Origin of the sequence: Pseudomonas sp. NPDC089996 (genome assembly GCF_044748405.1) — a bacterium.
Classification (GTDB): domain Bacteria; phylum Pseudomonadota; class Gammaproteobacteria; order Pseudomonadales; family Pseudomonadaceae; genus Aquipseudomonas.
This window is the reverse complement of record NZ_JBIVGA010000003.1, coordinates 410,564-428,336: the sequence shown is the minus strand read 5'-3', so window position 1 is coordinate 428,336 and position 17,773 is coordinate 410,564. Positions and strand designations below refer to the sequence as shown.

General features: G+C 65.9%; 5 protein-coding genes. 3 read left to right on the top strand and 2 right to left on the bottom strand.

What is annotated here, in order from left to right:
* Nucleotides 1-31: 31 nt before the first annotated feature.
* Nucleotides 32-12,298 carry a BapA/Bap/LapF family large adhesin gene (locus ACIPW4_RS07465; protein ID WP_400656269.1) on the bottom strand — a complete coding sequence of 4,089 codons (12,267 nt, stop codon included), beginning with the start codon at nucleotides 12,296-12,298 and terminating at the stop codon, nucleotides 32-34.
* A gap of 137 nt (nucleotides 12,299-12,435) precedes the next feature.
* Entirely contained in the window at nucleotides 12,436-13,995 is a 1,560-nt protein-coding gene (gene norR / locus ACIPW4_RS07460) for a nitric oxide reductase transcriptional regulator NorR (RefSeq protein ID WP_400656267.1), read from the bottom strand.
* A 155-nt stretch (nucleotides 13,996-14,150) separates the two neighbouring features.
* Here norR and hmpA point away from each other — a divergent pair, with 155 nt between their 5' ends.
* The 3 genes from hmpA (at nucleotide 14,151) to cyoA (ending at nucleotide 17,773) form a co-directional block, all read left to right on the top strand.
* Nucleotides 14,151-15,329, top strand: a complete 1,179-nt coding sequence (hmpA, locus tag ACIPW4_RS07455; protein ID WP_400656265.1) for an NO-inducible flavohemoprotein — start codon at nucleotides 14,151-14,153, stop codon at nucleotides 15,327-15,329.
* A gap of 431 nt (nucleotides 15,330-15,760) precedes the next feature.
* Nucleotides 15,761-16,267, top strand: coding sequence for a disulfide bond formation protein B (locus ACIPW4_RS07450; RefSeq protein WP_400656263.1), 507 nt, complete (start codon nucleotides 15,761-15,763; stop codon nucleotides 16,265-16,267).
* Nucleotides 16,268-16,828: 561 nt separating this feature from the next.
* A complete protein-coding gene (gene cyoA / locus ACIPW4_RS07445) occupies nucleotides 16,829-17,773 on the top strand; it encodes a ubiquinol oxidase subunit II (protein ID WP_159412056.1) in 945 nt (314 codons plus the stop codon).

The following is a 17,773-nucleotide window of genomic DNA, read 5'->3' as shown; positions in this document are numbered from 1 at the left end:
CGGGCAATGTGCCCGGCGGGTTGCAGCGGCCTCAGACGACATGGATGCTGTTTTGCACCCAGAGGTGGTGGCTCGGATCTTCCTGGGCCGTGTACTGGTTATAGTCGATACCGTCGGCAGTTTGGTTCCCGACCAGGTTCCAGTTGTCTGTCATGTGCACCGAGTCTTTGTCATCGCCCTTGATGATCAGCGTGTCGTTGCCGGTTTCGGTGATCGCCACCACGTCCGCCAGGTTGAGGGTCAGCGCCACCGCGCTGGTGTCGTTGAGGTCGATGACCTCGATGTTGTGGACGCGCTCGGCCAGGGTACCCAGGTCGATGCTGGCATCACCGCCACCCCACAGCAGGGTGTCGGTGCCGCTGCCGCCATCGACGCTGGCGAAGTTCTGGTCGACCACTTCGAGGATGTCGTTGCCAGCGCCTCCTTCCAGGGTGATGTGGCCGCCCTGGCTGCCCATCAGGTGGTCGTTGCCGTCGGTGCCGGCGAGTACTTCGCTGGACGCGCCGGCCGCCACGCTGGCCATAGCCACGCTGTCGTCGCTGGTATCGGCCGCCAGTGCGGAGAAGGTGGTGACGTTGGCGGCGTTGTCCAGGTTCACGGTCAGTGTGGCGGTGTCGGTGGCGCCGTTGGGGTGGGTCAGTTCGTAGGTGAAGGTGTCGTGTTGGCCGATTACCGCCGAGGTCAGCCCGCTGTTGAGGGTGTAGGTGTAGCTGCCGTCCGCATGCACCAGCAGCGTGCCGTAGGTGCCGGCCACGCTGACGCCGTTGTGGCCGGGGATGCTGAAGGTGCCGGCGGCCGTCAGCACGCTCAGCACGGTCAATGCCGAACCCAGGTTGTCGGTACCGGACGGGTCGGTGATCAGGTTGCCGCTGGCCACCGTGGCGCTGCTGACCACGAACTCGGTGAGGTGCGTGGTGGTGGTATTGAGGCTGGTGGTGATCGAACTGGCCAGGCCGATGCCGCCGGCGGTCACCACGATGTGGTAGGTGCCAGCGCCCTGGTTCTGGAAGGTATAGCCGGCGCCACCGCCGAGCAGGCTGATGAGCGAGCCGCCATTAACCGTCTCCACCACTACGTACTGGCCGGTAGCGGGGTTGAGCTTGAGCAGTTGAATGGTGGTGCCGTTGAGCAGACCCAACAGGTTGGTGGAGTTGACCACCACTTGCAGGTTGGCGGTGGTGTCGGTGGCCACCGTGGTGGTGTAGGTGGCCGAGCGCGAGCCGATCAGCGGCAGGGTCAGCGAACCGAGGGTGGCGCTGCTGCTGTCGACCCGGTTGGCCAGGGTGATGTGGCTGCTGTCAACGTCGTTTACCGCGTCTACAACGGTCGCTGGCGCGCTGAGGTTGTTGTTGTTCCAGATCTCGTTGGCCTGCGGGCTGTCGATGCGCACATAGAGGTTGGCGCTGTCGGTGAGGCCGTTCGGGTGTACCAGTTGGTAGCTGAACACATCCACCTTGCCGACGCTCGATGGGCTGCCGTTGGGTGTGTAGGTGTAGCTGCCATCGGCATTGATCACCAAGGTGCCGTACTGGCCCTGCACCGTGGTGCCGCTGGCGGCGACATAGCTGCCGTTCTTCAGCACCTGCAGCACGGCGCCACTGTCGGGGCCGCGGGCATCGACGGTGCCGTCGGTGCCCGGGTCGGTCACCACGTTACCCGATACCGCCGTGCCCACCCCGGTGAACTGGGTCAGGCTGGTGGCTGCGATGTCGAGGGTGGTGGTGACCTGGGTGATCAGCCCAATGCCACCGCTGGCCACGGTCAGGCGGTAGTCACCGGCCTGCAGCTTGCCAATATCCACCTGCAGCCCCAGCGGTAGCACGATCAGGTCGAGCAGCCCTTGGGTGTTGCCGGTGGCGATGGTCACCCACGCGCCGCTGGCATCTTTCACCTGCAGGGTGAAGGTGGAGTTGTTGAGCAGTGCCAGCACGCTGTTGGTGGTGAGTGTCAGGGTCGGGTCGACCGTGGTGCCGGCGGCCACCGTCCAGGTGTAGGTCTTGCTGAAGCCGGACAACAGGGTGGTGAAGCTGTCGGTGTAGGTCTGGGTGGCGGTGACCGGCGCCAGGTTGACGGTGGCGGTGGCGAGGTTGTCGCTGGCGATGACCGGGGCGTTGGCGTCGACATCCGGTGCGGTGATATTGACGTTGCCCGACACATTGCTGCGCGGGTCGGTCAGCGTCACCGACAGCACTTGGCCGTTGTCCTGGGCCGGGCTCAGGGTCACGCTGAAGGTACCGTCGGGTTGCACGGTCGCGGTCTGCAGCACGGTGCCGCTGGCGCTGCGCACGGTGACCGTGGCGCCGGCCTCGCCGCTGCCGGTGAGTGTCGAGCCATCGGCACTGATGACCAGGTTGGCAGCGTTGGCCGGCGGGGTGAAGTCCGGCGCGGTCAGCGCGGTGGCAGTCGAGGTGTTGCCGGCGCCATCGGTGAGGGTGACGCTCAGCGCCTGGTTGTCGACTTGCGCAGCGGTGAGGCTGACCACGAACAGGCCGTTGGTACCGACCGTGGCGGTGCCGAGCACGGTGCCGGCACTGTTGCGCACGGTGACCGTGCTGCCAATCTGGCCCGAGCCGCTGACCGTGGTGCCGTTGGCATTGATGCTGGCGACCGGTGCGGTCGGTGGGGTGGTGTCCGGCGCGGTAATACCAGCGCTGCCGGACTGGTTGCCGGCGGCGTCGGATTGGCGCACCACCAGGGCCTGGCCGTCGTTCTGCGCGGTGGTCAGGGTGATGCTGAAGGTGCCATTGGCCTGCACGATGGCGCTGCCGAGCGCGCCACCGGGCCCTTGCACGGTCACCGTTGCGCCGGCTTCGCCGTTACCGGTCAGTACAGTGCCGCCGGCGTTGATTGCCAGGTTGGTCGGCGCCAGTGGGGCCTGGGTGTCCGGTGCGGTATAGCTGGTCGCGCCGGAGACGTTCAGAGCAGCGTCTGCCTGGGTCAGGCTCAGCACCTGGCCGTTGAGCTGGGCACTGCTCAGGTTGATGCTGAACGCGCCTGCGCCGTTGACCAGGCCGCTGCCGAGCACGTTGCCGCCGGCATCGCGCACGGTGACGGTGGCGCCGGCTTCACCGGTGCCAGTAAGCACCAGGCCATTGGCTGACAGTGCACTGACAAGCGGGTTGGCCGGCGGGGTGATGTCGGCCGCGTTGACGAACACCGGCTGCGACTCGCCACCGAGCAGCGACACCGACGTCACCGACAGGTGTTGCCCGTTGAGCTGGGCTGCACTCAAGGTGATGGTGAAACCACCATTGCCGATGTTGGCCGAGCCGCTACCGATCAGGTTGCCGGCAGCGTCGTAGACGCGGATCGACGAACCGGTGGCGGCGGTACCGGTCAGCGTCAGGCCATCGGCCGCCAGCACCACGTTCACCGGCGGTTCCGGTGGTGGCACTAGTGGCGTGAGATAGGTTTCCACCGCCGAAGTATTGTTGGCGGCATCGGTCTGGGTGACGGCCAGGGTGGCCAGCGAACCGGGTGTTGGCTGCAGGTTGATCGAGAAGTTGCCACCGCTGTCGACCTGACCGGTACCGATGACCGTGCCGGCCAGGCTGACGGTGACGGTTGCGCCAGCTTCACCACGCCCGGTGAGGATGTCGTAAGTGTTGTTGACCGCAAGGTTGGTCACCACAGTGGGTGGTGCGGTGTCGAGGGTCTGGTATTGGGCCGGTATCGAGGTGTTGCCGGCGGGGTCGGTGGCAATCACGGTCAGCAACTGGCCGTTGTTCTGCGCCGAGTCGAGGGTCACGGTGAAGGTGCCACCAGCAGGTACCGTGACGGTACCGACCTCGGTCCCGGAAGGGTCGCGCACGCTGATGACGCTGCCGACTTCACCGGTGCCGCTGAGCACTGTGCCGTTGCCGGTCAGGGTGAGGTTGTCAGGCTGCATCGGTGGGGTCAGGTCGGGTGCGGTCAGTTGCAGCGGCGTAGACGGGTTGCCGGTCGCGTCCTGGGCAATGACGGTGAGCACCTGGCCGTTGATCTGCGCGGTGATCAGGTTGAGCACGAAGGCGCCGTCGGGGTCGATGGTGCCCTGGGCGATCAGGTTGCCTTGGCTGTCCATCACGGTCACGCGCGCACCGGCTTCACCGGTGCCGAGCAGTTGCGTACCGCTGCCGTTGAGGCTGGCGACCACGGTGGCCGGCGGGGTGCTGTCGACGGCGTTCACCGTGCTGATCGCAGAAATGTTGCCGCTGGCATCGGCCAGGGTCACTTGCAGGGTCTGGCCGTTGAGCTGTGGCGAATTCAGGTTGACCACGAAGGTGCCGTTGGCGCCGACCGTGGCAGTGCCGATCTCGGTGGTGCCGACGTAGACACGCACGGTACTGCCGGCTTCACCAGTACCCCCGAGCTGGTCGCCGGCGGCGTTGAGCCGCAAGTCGAGCGCTGCAGCTGGGGGCGTCAGGTCCGGTGCATTGACCGTGACCGGCTCGCTGATGTTGCCGGGCGGGTCGGCCTGTTGCACCGACAGCACCTGCTGGTTGATCTGCGCAGGCGTGAGCTCGACGCGGAAACTGCCGTCTGCCAGCACCGTGCCGGTGCCCAGCAGCACACCGGCGGCGTTGCTGACGGTGACCGTCGCACCGGCTTCGCCGCGGCCACTGACCACGCTGCCGTCGGCGTTTATGACCACATTGGTGAGCACGTCTGGCGGGGTGAAGTCCGGGGTTTGCAGGGTCGCGACTGCCGACACGTTGCCGGCAGCATCGGTCTGCGTGAGGCTGAGCAGTTCGGCGTTGCCCAGCGCCGGGTTGAGGGTCACGGTGAAGTGCCCGCTGGCATCGACGGTTACCGTACCGAGGTCATCGCCGGCAGCGTTGGTCACGCTGACCAATGCACCCGCTTCGCCACGGCCGGTGAGGGTGACGCCATCGCTGGAGATCGCCAGCTCGCCCGGCGCCGCAGGCGGCGTAGTGTCGGGTGCGGTGATTACCCCAGCCTGGGACTGGTTGCCGGCGGCATCGCTGAGCACCACCTGTACTGGCTGGCCGTTGGCCTGTGGCGAGCTGAGGGTGACCTGGAAGCTGCCGTCACCGCGCACTACCGCGGTGCCCAGCACGGTGCCATCGGCGGCCAGCACCTTGACGTTGGCGCCGGCCTCGCCGGTGCCGTTGAGCAGGCTGCCGCCACCTGCGAAGGCCAGGCCGCCCGGGGCATCTGGCGCCACTCGGTCAGGTGCGGTGAGGCTGACGCTGTTCGACTCGTTGCCGGCAGCATCGGCCTGGGCGGCGCTGAGCTGTTCGCCGTTAAGTTGTGCGACGGCCAGGTTGACGCTGAAGTTGCCGTTGGCGTCGACCACCGCAGTGCCCAGGTCGATGCCACCTTCACCGATGACGGTGACGGTTGCACCCGCTTCGCCACGGCCGGTCAATACCAGGCCGTCGCTGGACAGCGTCAGGTTGCTCAGTGGTTGCGGCGCGGTGGTATCGGGCGCCTGCAGGTCGGCTGGCAGCGAGGTGCTGCCGTCGCTGCCCACAGCGTTCACCTGCAGCAGTTCGCCATTGGCCTGGGCACTGCCCAGGTTCACCGTGAAGGTGCCGTCATTGGCGACCGGCGCGGAACCCAGCAGCACGCCGCCAGGCCCATAGACGGTGACCGTGCTGCCCGGCGCGGCGTTACCGGTGACCACCAGGCCATCGGCGGACAGCACCAGGTTGTCGGGTGCGTCTGGCGCCAGGTTGCCTGGGGCCGTGACGTTCTGTGCCGGCGAGGTGTTCTGCGCCGCATCGGTCTGCACCACGCTGAGGCTTTCACCCACCATGGCGGCAGGTGCAAGAGCGACCGTGAAGCGACCGTCGGCACCCACCGTTGCCGTGCCCAGCGAGCTACCGTCCGGTGCCCGCACGGTGACCGTGGCGCCGGCTTCGCCGGTGCCCATCAGGGTGCTGCCATCGGCCGAAACGGCCAGATGGTCGACAGCCGCAGGGGGTGTGATATCGGCAGCGGTGTAAGGCGTTGCAGGCGATACGTTGCCCGCCGCATCGGTGGCGGTGACCTGCAAGGTCTGGCCGTTGGTCTGGGCAGTGTTCAGGGTGACCTGGAAGGTGCCATTGCTGCCGGCCACGGCCGTGCCGAGCACGTTGCCTGCAGCATCGCGCACGGTGACCGTGCTGCCGGCCTCGGCAATGCCGCTCAGTTGCAGGCCGGTGCCAGCCAGGGCCAGCGTGGTGGGCGCCGCTGGCGGGGTGAAGTCCGGCGCGGTGACGGCCACTGCGGTCGAGGTGTTGTTGCCACTGTCGGTCTGGGTCACGCTCAGGTGCTGGGCATTGAGCTGGGCGCTGTTCAGGTTCAGGGTGAAGCTGCCATTGGCGGCGACCAGGCCGGTGCCGATGATGGTGCCGTCAGGGCCGCGCACGGTGACCGTGGCGCCTGCCTCACCGAGGCCGGTCAGGGTCAGGCCGTTGTTGTTGAGCACCACATTGGTCAGTGCCGCAGGCGGGGTGAGGTCCGGTGTGGTGATGTTCACCGCCGGCGAGACGTTGCCCGCGGCGTCCACCTGGCTCACGCCGATGGCCTGGCCATTGGCTTGCGGTGTATCGAAATTGACGGTGAAGCGGCCATCGGCACCCACCGTGGCGGTGCCAAGCACGGTACCGGCAGCATTGCGCACCTGCACCGTGGCACCGACTTCGCCGCTGCCGGACAGCTGCCGGCCATCGGCACTGAGCTGCGGGTTGCCGACCACTGCCGGTGGCGTGCGGTCTGGCGTAGCCAGGCTGGCGGGGCCGGAGATGTTGCCGGCTGCGTCGCTCAAGGTCACCTGCAGCGCGCTGCCGGTGGTCTGCGCACTCGGCAGGGTGATCTGGAACTGGCCACTCTGGTTGACCGTGCCGGTGGCGAGGATCGCGCCACTGGCGTCGCGCACGGTCACCAGCGCACCGGCTTCGCCCTGGCCGCTGACCACGGTGGCGGCGGTGTTGAGGCTCAGGCCGCTGGCGGCATCCGGAGCTTGCAGATCGGGTGCCTGCACGGTCGCGGCCAGCGAGGCGTTGCCGGCGGCGTCGGCCTGGGTGACGGTGAGGTTCTGCGCATTGCCCTGCGCTGGCACCAGGGTGACGGAGAACAGCCCGTTGCTGCCGACCACGCCGCTACCCAGCAGCGTGCCGCTGGCATCGGTCACACTCACGGTCGCACCGACTTCGCCATGGCCGTTGACCGTGCTGCCGCTGCGGTTGATGGTGACCTGGGTTGGCGCATCGGGCGCAGTGCTATCCGCCGCCACGATGGTGGCGGGCACCGAGGGAGCGCTGCCGGCCGAGGCGCGGGCACTGACCTGCAGGGTCTGGGCATTGAGCTGGGCATTGGCGAAGAAGATACGGAAGATGCCGTCGCTGCCGACCGTGCCGGTGCCCAGAGTGGCGCCCGCGGAGGTGACGGTGATCAGCGAACCCACCGTGCCTTCACCCGTCAACAGGAAGCCGTCGGCGCTGATCGAGAGGTTGCTTGGCGCGGCGAGCTCGCTGCCATCCGGGCCGGTCACATTGATGGAGGTTTCGTTGTTGCCGGCATCGTGCACCACCAGCTGCACGTTGTCGCCAGCCACCAGTGGCGGGTTGACCTCGACCACGAAGCTGCCGTCCGGCGCGACCGTGGCGGTACCCAGTTCGGTGGTGCCATCGCGCACGATAATGGTGGTGCCGGGTTCGGCAGTACCACTTATGGTGCCGCCATCCGGGCTGACCGAAATGTCGGCGGCGGGTGCTGGCGGGGTGCTGTCGGCGGCGTTTACCTCGGTCGGCGCCGTGGTGTTGCCGGCGGCATCGGTGACCACCACCGTCACTGTCTCGCCATTGAGCAGGGCAGGTGAAAGCGGCACGCTGAAGCTGCCGTCGCCATTCACGGTCACGGTGGTTTCGACACCGGTCGGGCTGATGACGGTGACCGATGCTGCGCCGGGTGCGTTACCGGTCAGCGCCAGGCCATCGCCGCTGACTGCAAGGTCCGTAGGCAGTGCGGGTGGGGTCAGGTCTGGTGCGGTCGTCTGGGCGGCACCGGAGGCATGCCCTTGCGGGTCGGTCTGGGTCACGTCCAGCGTCTGGCCATCCAGCTGGGCCGGGTTCAACGACACACTGAAACTGCCATCGGCCGGCACCACCACGGTACCCAGCAGGTCGCCTGCGGTGTTGCGCACTTCCACGGTCGCGCCGGCTTCACCGGTGCCTTGCACGAGGGTGCCGTCGGCGCTGACCTGCAGCCCGCCGGGTGCTGCCGGGGCGCTGCTGTCGTCAGCGGTGAAGGGGGCCGAAGGCGAGGCATTGCCGGCAGCGTCGGTGAGCACTACCGACACGGTTTCGCCGTTGGTCTGTGCTGGCGTCAGGGTAATGCTGAAGGTGCCGTCGTTGTCGACTACACCGTCGCCTAGCAGCTGACCGGCAGTATCACGCACCTGCACGGTGGCGCCGGGTTCGCCTTGCCCGGTCAGGGTGATGCCATCGGCAGTCAGACCCAGGCCTTGCGCTGGCGCGGGTGCCTCGAGGTCACTGGCGGTGACGGTGTTGGCGGGTGAGGGGTTGCCGCCGCCGTCGGTCTGGATAACGGTCAGGGTCTGGCCGTTGAGTTGCGGCGGGTCGATGGTCACGCGGAAGCTGCCGTCGGCCTCCACTACGGTGGTGCCCAGCACGGCGCCGCCGGCGCCGGTGACCTGCACCTGCGCGCCGGGTTCGCCGTTGCCGGTGAGTTGTGTGCCGTCGCCGGACAGCGCCAGGCCGGTGGTAACGGCAGGCGGGGTGATGTCGGGTGCGGGCAGGTCGACAGTCGCCGACACGTTACCGGTGGGGTCGCGCTGCTCGACGGTCAGCGCCTGGCCGTTGGTCTGCGCCGTGCTCAGGGTGACCTGGAAGCTGCCGTCGCCGTTCACCACGCTGGTGCCCAATACGCTGCCGTCGGGGCCGCGCACGGTGACGGTGGCGCCGGGTTCACCGGCGCCGCTGACCGTGCTGCCGGCGCCATCGATGCTCGGTGTGCCGACGGCCTGTGGCGGTGTGCTGTCTGGCGCCGTGAAGTCCACGGGGCCGGCGCTGTTGCCCTGGTTGTCGGTGGCTTCCACGGTCAGGCTTTCACCGTTGCGCTGCGGCTGCCCGAGGGTGACGTCGAAACGCCCATCGGCACCGACCGTGATGCTCCCCAGCACGTTGCCGTTGGCATCTCGCACGGTGACGACCGAGCCCGCCTGACCTTGACCGGTAAGGTGCAGGCCACTGCTGTCGATGGCCAGGCCCGAAGGTTGCAGCGGGCCGTCCAGGTCCGGTGCGATGAAGGTGGCAGTCGAGCTGTTGCCTGCGCCATCGCGCAACACCACGTCGAGTTCCTGGCCGTCGGTCTGGGCCGGGTTCAGGGTCACGGTGAAGGTGCCGTTGGCACCGACCACCGCAGTGCCCAGCAAGGTGCCCTGGGCATTGCTGATCTGCACCGTGGCGCCCACTTCGCCGCGACCGGTCAGGGTCACGCCGTCGCTGCTGAGCTGCAGGTCGCTGGCTGCGTTTGGCGGGGTGATGTCCGGGGCAGTGATCTGGGCCGGCAGCGAACTGTTGCCGTCAGCGTCGATGGCCACCACGTCGAGCAGCTCGCCGTTGGCCTGGGCCGGGCTTAGGGCGATGGCGAAGGTGCCATCGTTGCCCGCCTGTACGCTGCCGAGCACGTTGCCGTTGGCGTCGCGCACTTCCACCAGGCTGCCCGCCGGCGCCGAGCCGCTGATGGTGGTGCCATCGGCGGCCAGCACCAGGTCGGCAGGGCTTTCCGGCACTGCGGTGGACGGGACGATGACAGTGAGGGCAACCGATGGATTGCCGGCGGGGTCGGTCTGTACCAGCACGACAGATTCGCCAGCGTTGAGCGCTGCATCCAGGTCGACCAGGAAGGTGCCATTGGCGGCCACCACGCCCGTGCCGATCACAGTGCCGTTGGCGTCACGCACCTCCACTGTGGCACCCGGTTCGCCGCGGCCACTGATGACCAGGCTGCCGGCGCCCACCACCACGTTGCTGATGATTGCCGGTGCAGTGGTGTCAGGCGCGGTGTAGTCAAGCGGTTGCGAGCTGTTGCCTGCGGCATCGGTGACGCTGATGGCCAGGTGTTCACCATCGACCTGGGCAGGGGCGAGGGTGAGGCTGAAGCTTCCGTCCGGCCCGACGATACCGCTGCCAATCAGATTGCCATCGGCATCGCGCACTTCCACGCGAGCGCCTGCTTCGGCGCTGCCGGTCAGGGTAACGCCATTGGCCAGGCCCAGCCCGGTCGGTTGGGCAGGCGCTACCTGGTCCGGCGTGGTCAGCGGGCTGGGTGTGGAGACATTGCCGGCGGCATCGGTGAGGGTGACCTGCAGCGACGAGCCATCGACCACCGGCGCGTTCAGTTGCAAGGTGAAGCTGCCGTCAGGTTGCACGGTACCGGTACCGATCACCTGGCCCTGGTCGTTCAGTACGTTGACGGTGGCACCTGTTTCGCCATGGCCCGAGACGGTGCGCCCATCAGCGCTGATGATCAGGTCGCTGGCCGGTTGCGGCGGGGTGATGTCACTCCCGCCGTCGACGTCCGGCGCCGTGACATTGCCTGCCGTGGAGAGGTTGCCTGCGGCATCGGTGGCGGTCACCTGCAGTTGCTCGCCGTCGACCTGCGGTGGGGCGAGGGTCACGCTGAACGTACCGTTTGCAGCCGCCACGGCGCTGCCTAGCACGGTAGTGCCATCGGCGGCCAGCACGCGCACGGTGCTGCCGGGCTCGGCGCGGCCAGTGACAACGCTGCCATCGGCATTCACGGCAAGATCGCCCGGCGCAGACGGGGCGGTGATATCGGGGGCATCGAATGGCAGGGGCGAGGAGATGTTGCCGGCGGCGTCGACCTGGCGCACGTCCAGTGCTTCGCCATTGGCCTGGGCTGGCGACAGGGTGACGCTGAAGTTGCCATCGGCATCCACCGTGCCGCTGCCGATCAGGGTGCCGGCAGCATCGCGCACTTGCAGGGTGCTGCCGGGTTCGCCGCGGCCGGTCAGAGTAACGCCATCGGCCAGGGCCAGGTTGGTGGGTTGAGCCGGGGCCTGCAGGTCGGTAGAAGTGACCGAACCCGGCTGGGAGACATTGCCCGCCGCATCGGTAAGCGTCACTTGCAAGGTACTGCCGTCATTCACAGCCGGGTCGAGGGTGAGCTGGAAGGTGCCATCGGCAGCGACCGTGCCGGTGGCGATCACGTTGCCTTCGGCATCACGCACCTGAACATTGGTGCCTGCTTCGCCGCGGCCCGTGAGTTGGCGGCCTGCCTGGCCGATGACCAGGTTTGCCGGGGCATCAGGCGCAGTGGTATCGGGCGGGTTGCCGACGCCATCGTCCGGTGCGCTGATCGTGGTGTTGCTGGAGGTATTGCCGGCAGCATCGGTTACCGTGACTTGCAAGGCCTGGCCGTCGGTCTGCGGCGGTTGCAAGGTGATGCTGAACTGGCCGTCGGCACCGGCTACTGCGCTACCCAGGACCGCCCCGTCGGCACCCAGCACCTGCACCGTCGAGCCCGGTTCGGCGCGGCCGGTGAGGGTGGTGCCTTGCCCGTCGATCGCCAGCTCCGTCGGCGCGGTTGGCGCGCTGATGTCCGGTGCGGTAACCGCACCCGGCTGCGATGCGTTGCCCGCAGGGTCGGTCAGGGTGACGCCAAGGTTTTCACCATTGGCCTGCGGGGTGTTCAGCGCGACATCGAAGCTGCCATCGGCATTCACCGTGCCGCTGCCGATCAGGTTGCCGGCAGCGTCGAACACATTCACTGTGGCCCCCGCTTCACCCCGACCGCTCAGGCGCAGGCCATCGGGCGAAACCAGCAGGTCGATGGGCGTGGCCGGTGCCGTGGTATCGCCAGGTGCGCTGCCGCCGCCACCGCTGCTGCCTCCACCGCTGTTGTTTGCCGCTGCCGCCACGCCGCCGACACCGAGCAGGCTGAGGCCGGCGATGGCAAAGGTCGAGGTCTCGGCGCCGGCGACACCGACGCCGGCCACCAGTTCGTCAAGCGAAGCCACTTCGTCGAAGGTGAAGCCGGTGAAGGCCGTCGCGTCATAGTTGGCGTGCCACAAGGTGCCGTCTTCGCCAACGAATACCATGTCACTGCCAACACCTGCCTGGTCCACGGCAAAGAAATTGCCGACGGTGACCTTTTCTCCGGATTTGAGCGTGACGATCAGATCCTGGCCCCGCCGGGTGACGGTGGCGACCTGATCGGGGGCGACGGGCATCTGCACCACGCCAGGGCTGTTGAGGGTGATGTTACCCCAGGCATTCTGGGTGGCTACGGCGGATTGCTTGTCGGCGACGACGATGTTGTCCATGAGTGCTCCCTGCTGGATTTCGGTACACAGGGCCGCCTTCGCGACCCTTGGCCGTGTAACCGGAGATTAGGGAGATATAGCAGTCCAGCAGATTGCCACCAGATGGCTTTGCGGATAGTCCTTTAGTGAAGGGGGGCTCAGCGCAGCCCCAGGCGGCGGGCCAGACGGCTCAGGTTGGCGCGGTCCAGACCCAGCTCGCGGGCCGCGGCTGCCCAGTTGTCCTGATGACGTTGCAGGCAGGCGTCGATCACCTGGCGCTGATAGTCATCGAGGGCTTCACGCAGGCCGCCTGCGGGTACCGCCATGGCGGCAGGCGTGGCAGGGGAAGGGGAAGGGGGGGAAATCATTGCTGGTGGAGTAACACGCAGGTCAAGGTCGCTGGCTTCCAGGGTGAGGATGCGTGGGCGTTGCGGGTGTTGGCCCATGGCCTTGAGCGCCGAGCGGCCGATCAGGTGTTCGAGCTCGCGCACGTTGCCTGGCCAGTCATATGCCAGCAGGGCAGCTTGCGCTTCGCTGCTCAGCCGCAGGCTGTTCAAACCTAGACGTGATCGGTTCTGTTCGAGGAAATAGCCTGCAAGAAGCACTACATCGCGCCCACGTTCGCGCAAGGGCGGCACGTGTAGCGGGTACACGCTGAGGCGGTGGTAGAAGTCGGCGCGGTAGTTGCCTGTGCGTACTTCGGCGGCCAGGTCGCGGTTGGTGGCGGCGATCAGGCGTACATCGACACGGTGTTCGCGGTCCGAGCCCAGGCGTTGCAACTGGCCACTTTGCAACACGCGCAAAAGCTTGGCCTGGACAGTCAGGGGCAGCTCGCCGACCTCATCGAGAAAGAGGGTTCCGCCGTTGGCTAGTTCGAACTTGCCGCGCCGTTCGCCGTGGGCGCCAGTGAAGGCGCCACGCACGTGGCCGAACAGTTCGCTTTCCACCAGGGTGTCGGGCAGCGCGGCACAGTTGAGGCTGACCAGGGGTTTGTCGGCGCGGTTGCTGGCCTGGTGCAGGGCCATGGCCACCAGCTCCTTGCCCACGCCGGTTTCGCCGGTGATCAGCACGGTCAGATCGCTGCCGCCTACCAGGCGGATTTCTTCCAGCAGGCGCTTGTGCGCCGGGCTCTGGCCGATCAGCTCCTTGTCCTGGCCGCTGGCCTGGCGGTAGATCTCGGCGCGGTGGTGCTCGTCTTCGGCGCGCAGGGCCAGGTGCTCGATGCGCTCGGCCACGGTCACGGTGGCGGCGGCCAGGCTGGCGAAGGCCTGCAGGGCGTCCAGTTCGAGGCTCTGGAACTGGCCGGGGGTGAGGGCGTCGAGGGTGACCAGGCCCCACGGGCGCTCGTCGACCATCAGCGGGCAGCCCATGCAGTCGTGCACTTCAAGGTCGGCGTCTGGAGCGTTTACCAGGCCGTCGTAAGGGTCTGGCAGCTCGGAGTCGCTGGCAAAGCGTGTCGGTTCCGGGCGGCTGAGCAGGATCTGGAAGCGCGGGTGCTCACTGACCTTGAAGCGACGGCCGAGCGTGTCGGGGGACAGCCCATCGACGGCCAGCGGCACCAGCCATTCGCCATCCAGGCGCAGCAGCGCGGCGGCATCGCAGGGCAACAGCCCGCGCATGGACTGCAGCAGGCGACGGTAGCGCTCCTGGTCGGGCAGGTCGCGGGACAGGTCGCTGACCAGGGGCAGCAAGGTGGTGAGCAACGGTCTTGTAGTCATAAAGACTCCTATGGGTCGATTTGACTCTACACCCAAGTGGGTCGAATTGACATGATTGGCGTCAATGCCCTGATTTCATTGGCGAAAAAAGTTGGCACGATTGCTGTAATAGCAAGGGCAACCATTTGAAGCCTCAGGCTCAGGAGTTGTCGCAAATGCTCAATGCCGAACAACGTGCAATCATCAAAGCCACTGTCCCGCTGCTGGAAACCGGCGGTGAAACACTGACCACCCACTTCTACAAGCTGATGCTCAGTGAGTACCCAGAGGTCCGTCCACTGTTCAACCAGGCCCACCAGGCCAGCGGCGACCAGCCGCGCGCCCTGGCCAACGGTGTGCTGATGTATGCCCGTCACATCGACCAGCTGGAGCAGCTGGGTGGCCTGGTCGGGCAAATTATCAACAAGCACGTTGCCCTGCAGATTCTGCCTGAGCATTACCCGATCGTCGGCAGCTGCCTGCTGCGCGCCATCGAGGAAGTGCTGGGCAAGGAGATCGCCACGCCTGAGGTCATCGCCGCCTGGGCCGCTGCCTATGGCCAGCTGGCCGACATCCTGATCGGTGCCGAGGAAAGCCTCTACAAACAGAAGGAAGAGGCCGCCGGCGGCTGGCGCGGTACCCGCGAATTCCGCCTTGCCCGTCGCGAGCAGGAAAGCAGCGAGATCACCTCGTTCTATTTCGCCCCGGTGGATGGGCAGCGGGTACTCAAGGCCGAACCAGGCCAGTACATCGGCCTGCAGCTGTTCATCGACGGTGCCGAGCAGCGCCGCAACTACTCGCTGTCGGCGCTTTGCGATGGCAAGGAATACCGTATCAGCGTCAAGCGCGAGGCGGGTGGCAAGGTCTCCAGCTACCTGCATGACAAGCTGGTGGTGGGCGATACCCTGCAACTGTTCCCGCCAGCGGGTGACTTCACCCTGGCGGCCAGCGACAAGCCACTGGTGCTGATCAGCGGTGGTGTCGGCATTACCCCGACCTTGGCGATGCTCGAAGCAGCCCTGCAGACCCAGCGCCCGGTGCATTTCATCCACTGTGCACGCAACGGCGCGGTACACGCCTTCCGCGACTGGATCGATGCCCAGGCCGCGCGCCACCCTCAGCTCAAGCGCTTCTACTGCTATGCCGAGGAGGAGGGGGCGCAGAAGGCAGACGCGGTTGGCCTGCTGAGTCAGGACCTGCTGGGTGAGTGGCTGCCGCACGAGCGCGATGTGGATGCCTACTTCCTCGGGCCGAAAAGCTTCATGGCGGCGGTCAAGCGCCAGCTGAAGGGCCTGGGTGTGCCCGAGCAGCAGAGCCGCTACGAGTTCTTCGGGCCGGCCGCTGCCCTGGAATAATTTGCCACGCTGGACTGTAGGAGCGGCCTTGTGTCGCGAAAGGGCTGCGAAGCGGCCCCAGGGTTTCAGCTTCGCAGCTGAAGTTGCCGGGGCCGCTTTGCGGCCCTTTCGCGACACAAGGCCGCTCCTACAACCTATATATAAAGAAAGATGAAAGGGCCTCTGGCGCCTTTCATCTTTAATCCTCCTTTAATCACTGTATCCTTCACTCCCGGGTGTCGAGGGGCTTGCCCCTGCGTGGCACCCGGGCAGCCGCTTTTTTGCCGGCAGTCGTTGAACCGACGTTGCTGCAGCCGGTCTCAGCCCCTGCGGATAGCCCCGCGCAGTGTCATCCTGCCGCTTCCTCGACACGCTAACGGGCCATGCCTGCGTGTAGAATTGCACCCAGGCGGGCGGACCACGCTGCCACCTATCCATCGAAGGAATCGGCAATGAACGAACAAACAACGCGCCTGAACCGCGAACGGCGCTTTCTGGTGCTGCTGGGGGTGATCTGCCTCGCCCTGATCGGCGGTGCGCTGTACATGCAGGTGGTACTGGGTGAGGCACCTTGCCCGCTGTGCATCCTGCAACGCTATGCCCTGCTCTTTATCGCCCTCTTCGCATTCATTGCCGCGGCCATGCCCGGGCGCCGCAGCCTGACCCTGTTCGAGGGGCTGGTGGTGCTCAGTGCAATTGGCGGAATCATTGCGGCTGGCAACCATGTGTATATACTCGCCAACCCCATGGTCAGTTGCGGCATCGATACCCTGCAGCCGATCGTCGACGACCTGCCCCTGGCCAAGCTCTGGCCGCTGGCGTTCCAGGTCGACGGCTTCTGCAGCACGCCGTACCCGCCGATCCTCGGTTTGTCGCTGGCGCAGTGGGCACTGGTGGCATTCGTCCTGACCGCCGTCCTGGTACCGGTCGGCATCTACCGCAACCGGCGACAGTCTTAGACATAAGTCCTGATTTCGGTGTGGTCTTTTACACCGGATGAGAAGAGCGAAAAGTCCTCCCCCGCTTGATCCATATCAACCTCCAGGCCTTGAAAACTGCGGCTTGGAGGGCTAGCAAGCGGGGTGCGACAAACTGTCGCGAAGTTGATTTGCAGAGCTTGATTGTTACGCATTCTGTAAAAGACTGTTGCTCAATAAGTCATAGTCAAGGGTTGGCGACCTCACTACAATCGCCCCCAATTTCCGTTCGGCACTGCTTGCGAGTCGCAGGATTGAAGGAAGCCCCAGCGCTCCTTTTTGCTGACTTCGTCAAGTTTCGCCCAACGGCGATACCGGGCGGACCCCCCTCCGCGTTTTCCCGCACCAAATGGACTTGGTCTGAAGTACAGGCCTGTTGCCTACGAAACCATAAGCACCGCTAACACGCTTTTTTGCGCCAAGGTCCTGCAGTCGGACCCAGGCAGGAGCGAGTACGGGCGCGAAATGCCGCACTTGGCAGGACGAAGTGTTGGCTACCAAAACACAAATTGCATTGAAGCAAGCTGATCTAGAGGTCGTGAGATGAGTAAAAAGCGTTACCCCAGACTGTTTGGCATATTGCCCTTTTTAGGCATGCTTTTACTCAGTGGGTGCAACTGGACCCTGCTCGACCCGAAAGGTCAGGTCGGCATTGAGCAAAAGAACCTGATCCTGATCGCTACCGGCCTGATGCTGCTGGTGGTGATTCCGGTCATCATCATGACCGTGGCGTTCGCCTGGAAGTACCGTGCTTCCAACAAGGCCGCCACCTACACCCCCGACTGGTCGCACTCGACCAAGATCGAACTCGCGGTGTGGATCATCCCGATCATCATCATCATCGCCCTGGGCTACGTCACCTACAAGTCGACCCACAAGCTGGACCCATACCGTCCGCTGGATTCCGACGTGAAGCCGATCCAGATCGACGTGGTCGCGCTGGACTGGAAGTGGCTGTTCATCTACCCGGAGCAGGGCATCGCCACCGTCAACCAGATCAACTTCCCGGCTAACGTCCCGGTGAACTTCCGCGTCACCTCCGACGCCGTGATGAACTCGTTCTTCATCCCGGGCCTGGGTGGCCAGATCTACGCGATGGCGGGCATGACCACCAAGCTGCACCTGATCGCCAACGAAAATGGCGTGTTCGACGGTATCAGCGCCAACTACAGCGGTGCTGGCTTCACCGGCATGAAATTCAAGGCCAATGCGACCTCTCAGGAAGACTTCGACAAGTGGGTCGCCGAGGTCAAGCAGTCGCCACTGAAACTGGGCAAGGCCGAGTACGAAGCACTGGCCAAACCTAGCGAATACAACCCAGTCGCGCTGTACAGCGAGGCACCCGCTGAGCTGTTCCAGACCATCGTCGACAAGTACGAAGGCATGAACCGCGGCAAGCCGGTCCACGAAGAAGCTGGCAGCAAAGACCTGGCCACAACCAAGGGTGTGGAATCGAGTATGCAACCAGCTGCCGGGGCAGAGGAGTAA

Bases quoted from the DNA above. Each gene is read 5' to 3' on its own strand.
- ACIPW4_RS07465 (WP_400656269.1), bottom strand. From the start codon at position 12,298: ATGGACAACATCGTCGTCGCCGACAAGCAATCCGCCGTAGCCACCCAG.
- norR (WP_400656267.1), bottom strand. From the start codon at position 13,995: ATGACTACAAGACCGTTGCTCACCACCTTGCTGCCCCTGGTCAGCGAC.
- hmpA (WP_400656265.1), top strand. From the start codon at position 14,151: ATGCTCAATGCCGAACAACGTGCAATCATCAAAGCCACTGTCCCGCTG.
- ACIPW4_RS07450 (WP_400656263.1), top strand. From the start codon at position 15,761: ATGAACGAACAAACAACGCGCCTGAACCGCGAACGGCGCTTTCTGGTG.
- cyoA (WP_159412056.1), top strand. From the start codon at position 16,829: ATGAGTAAAAAGCGTTACCCCAGACTGTTTGGCATATTGCCCTTTTTA.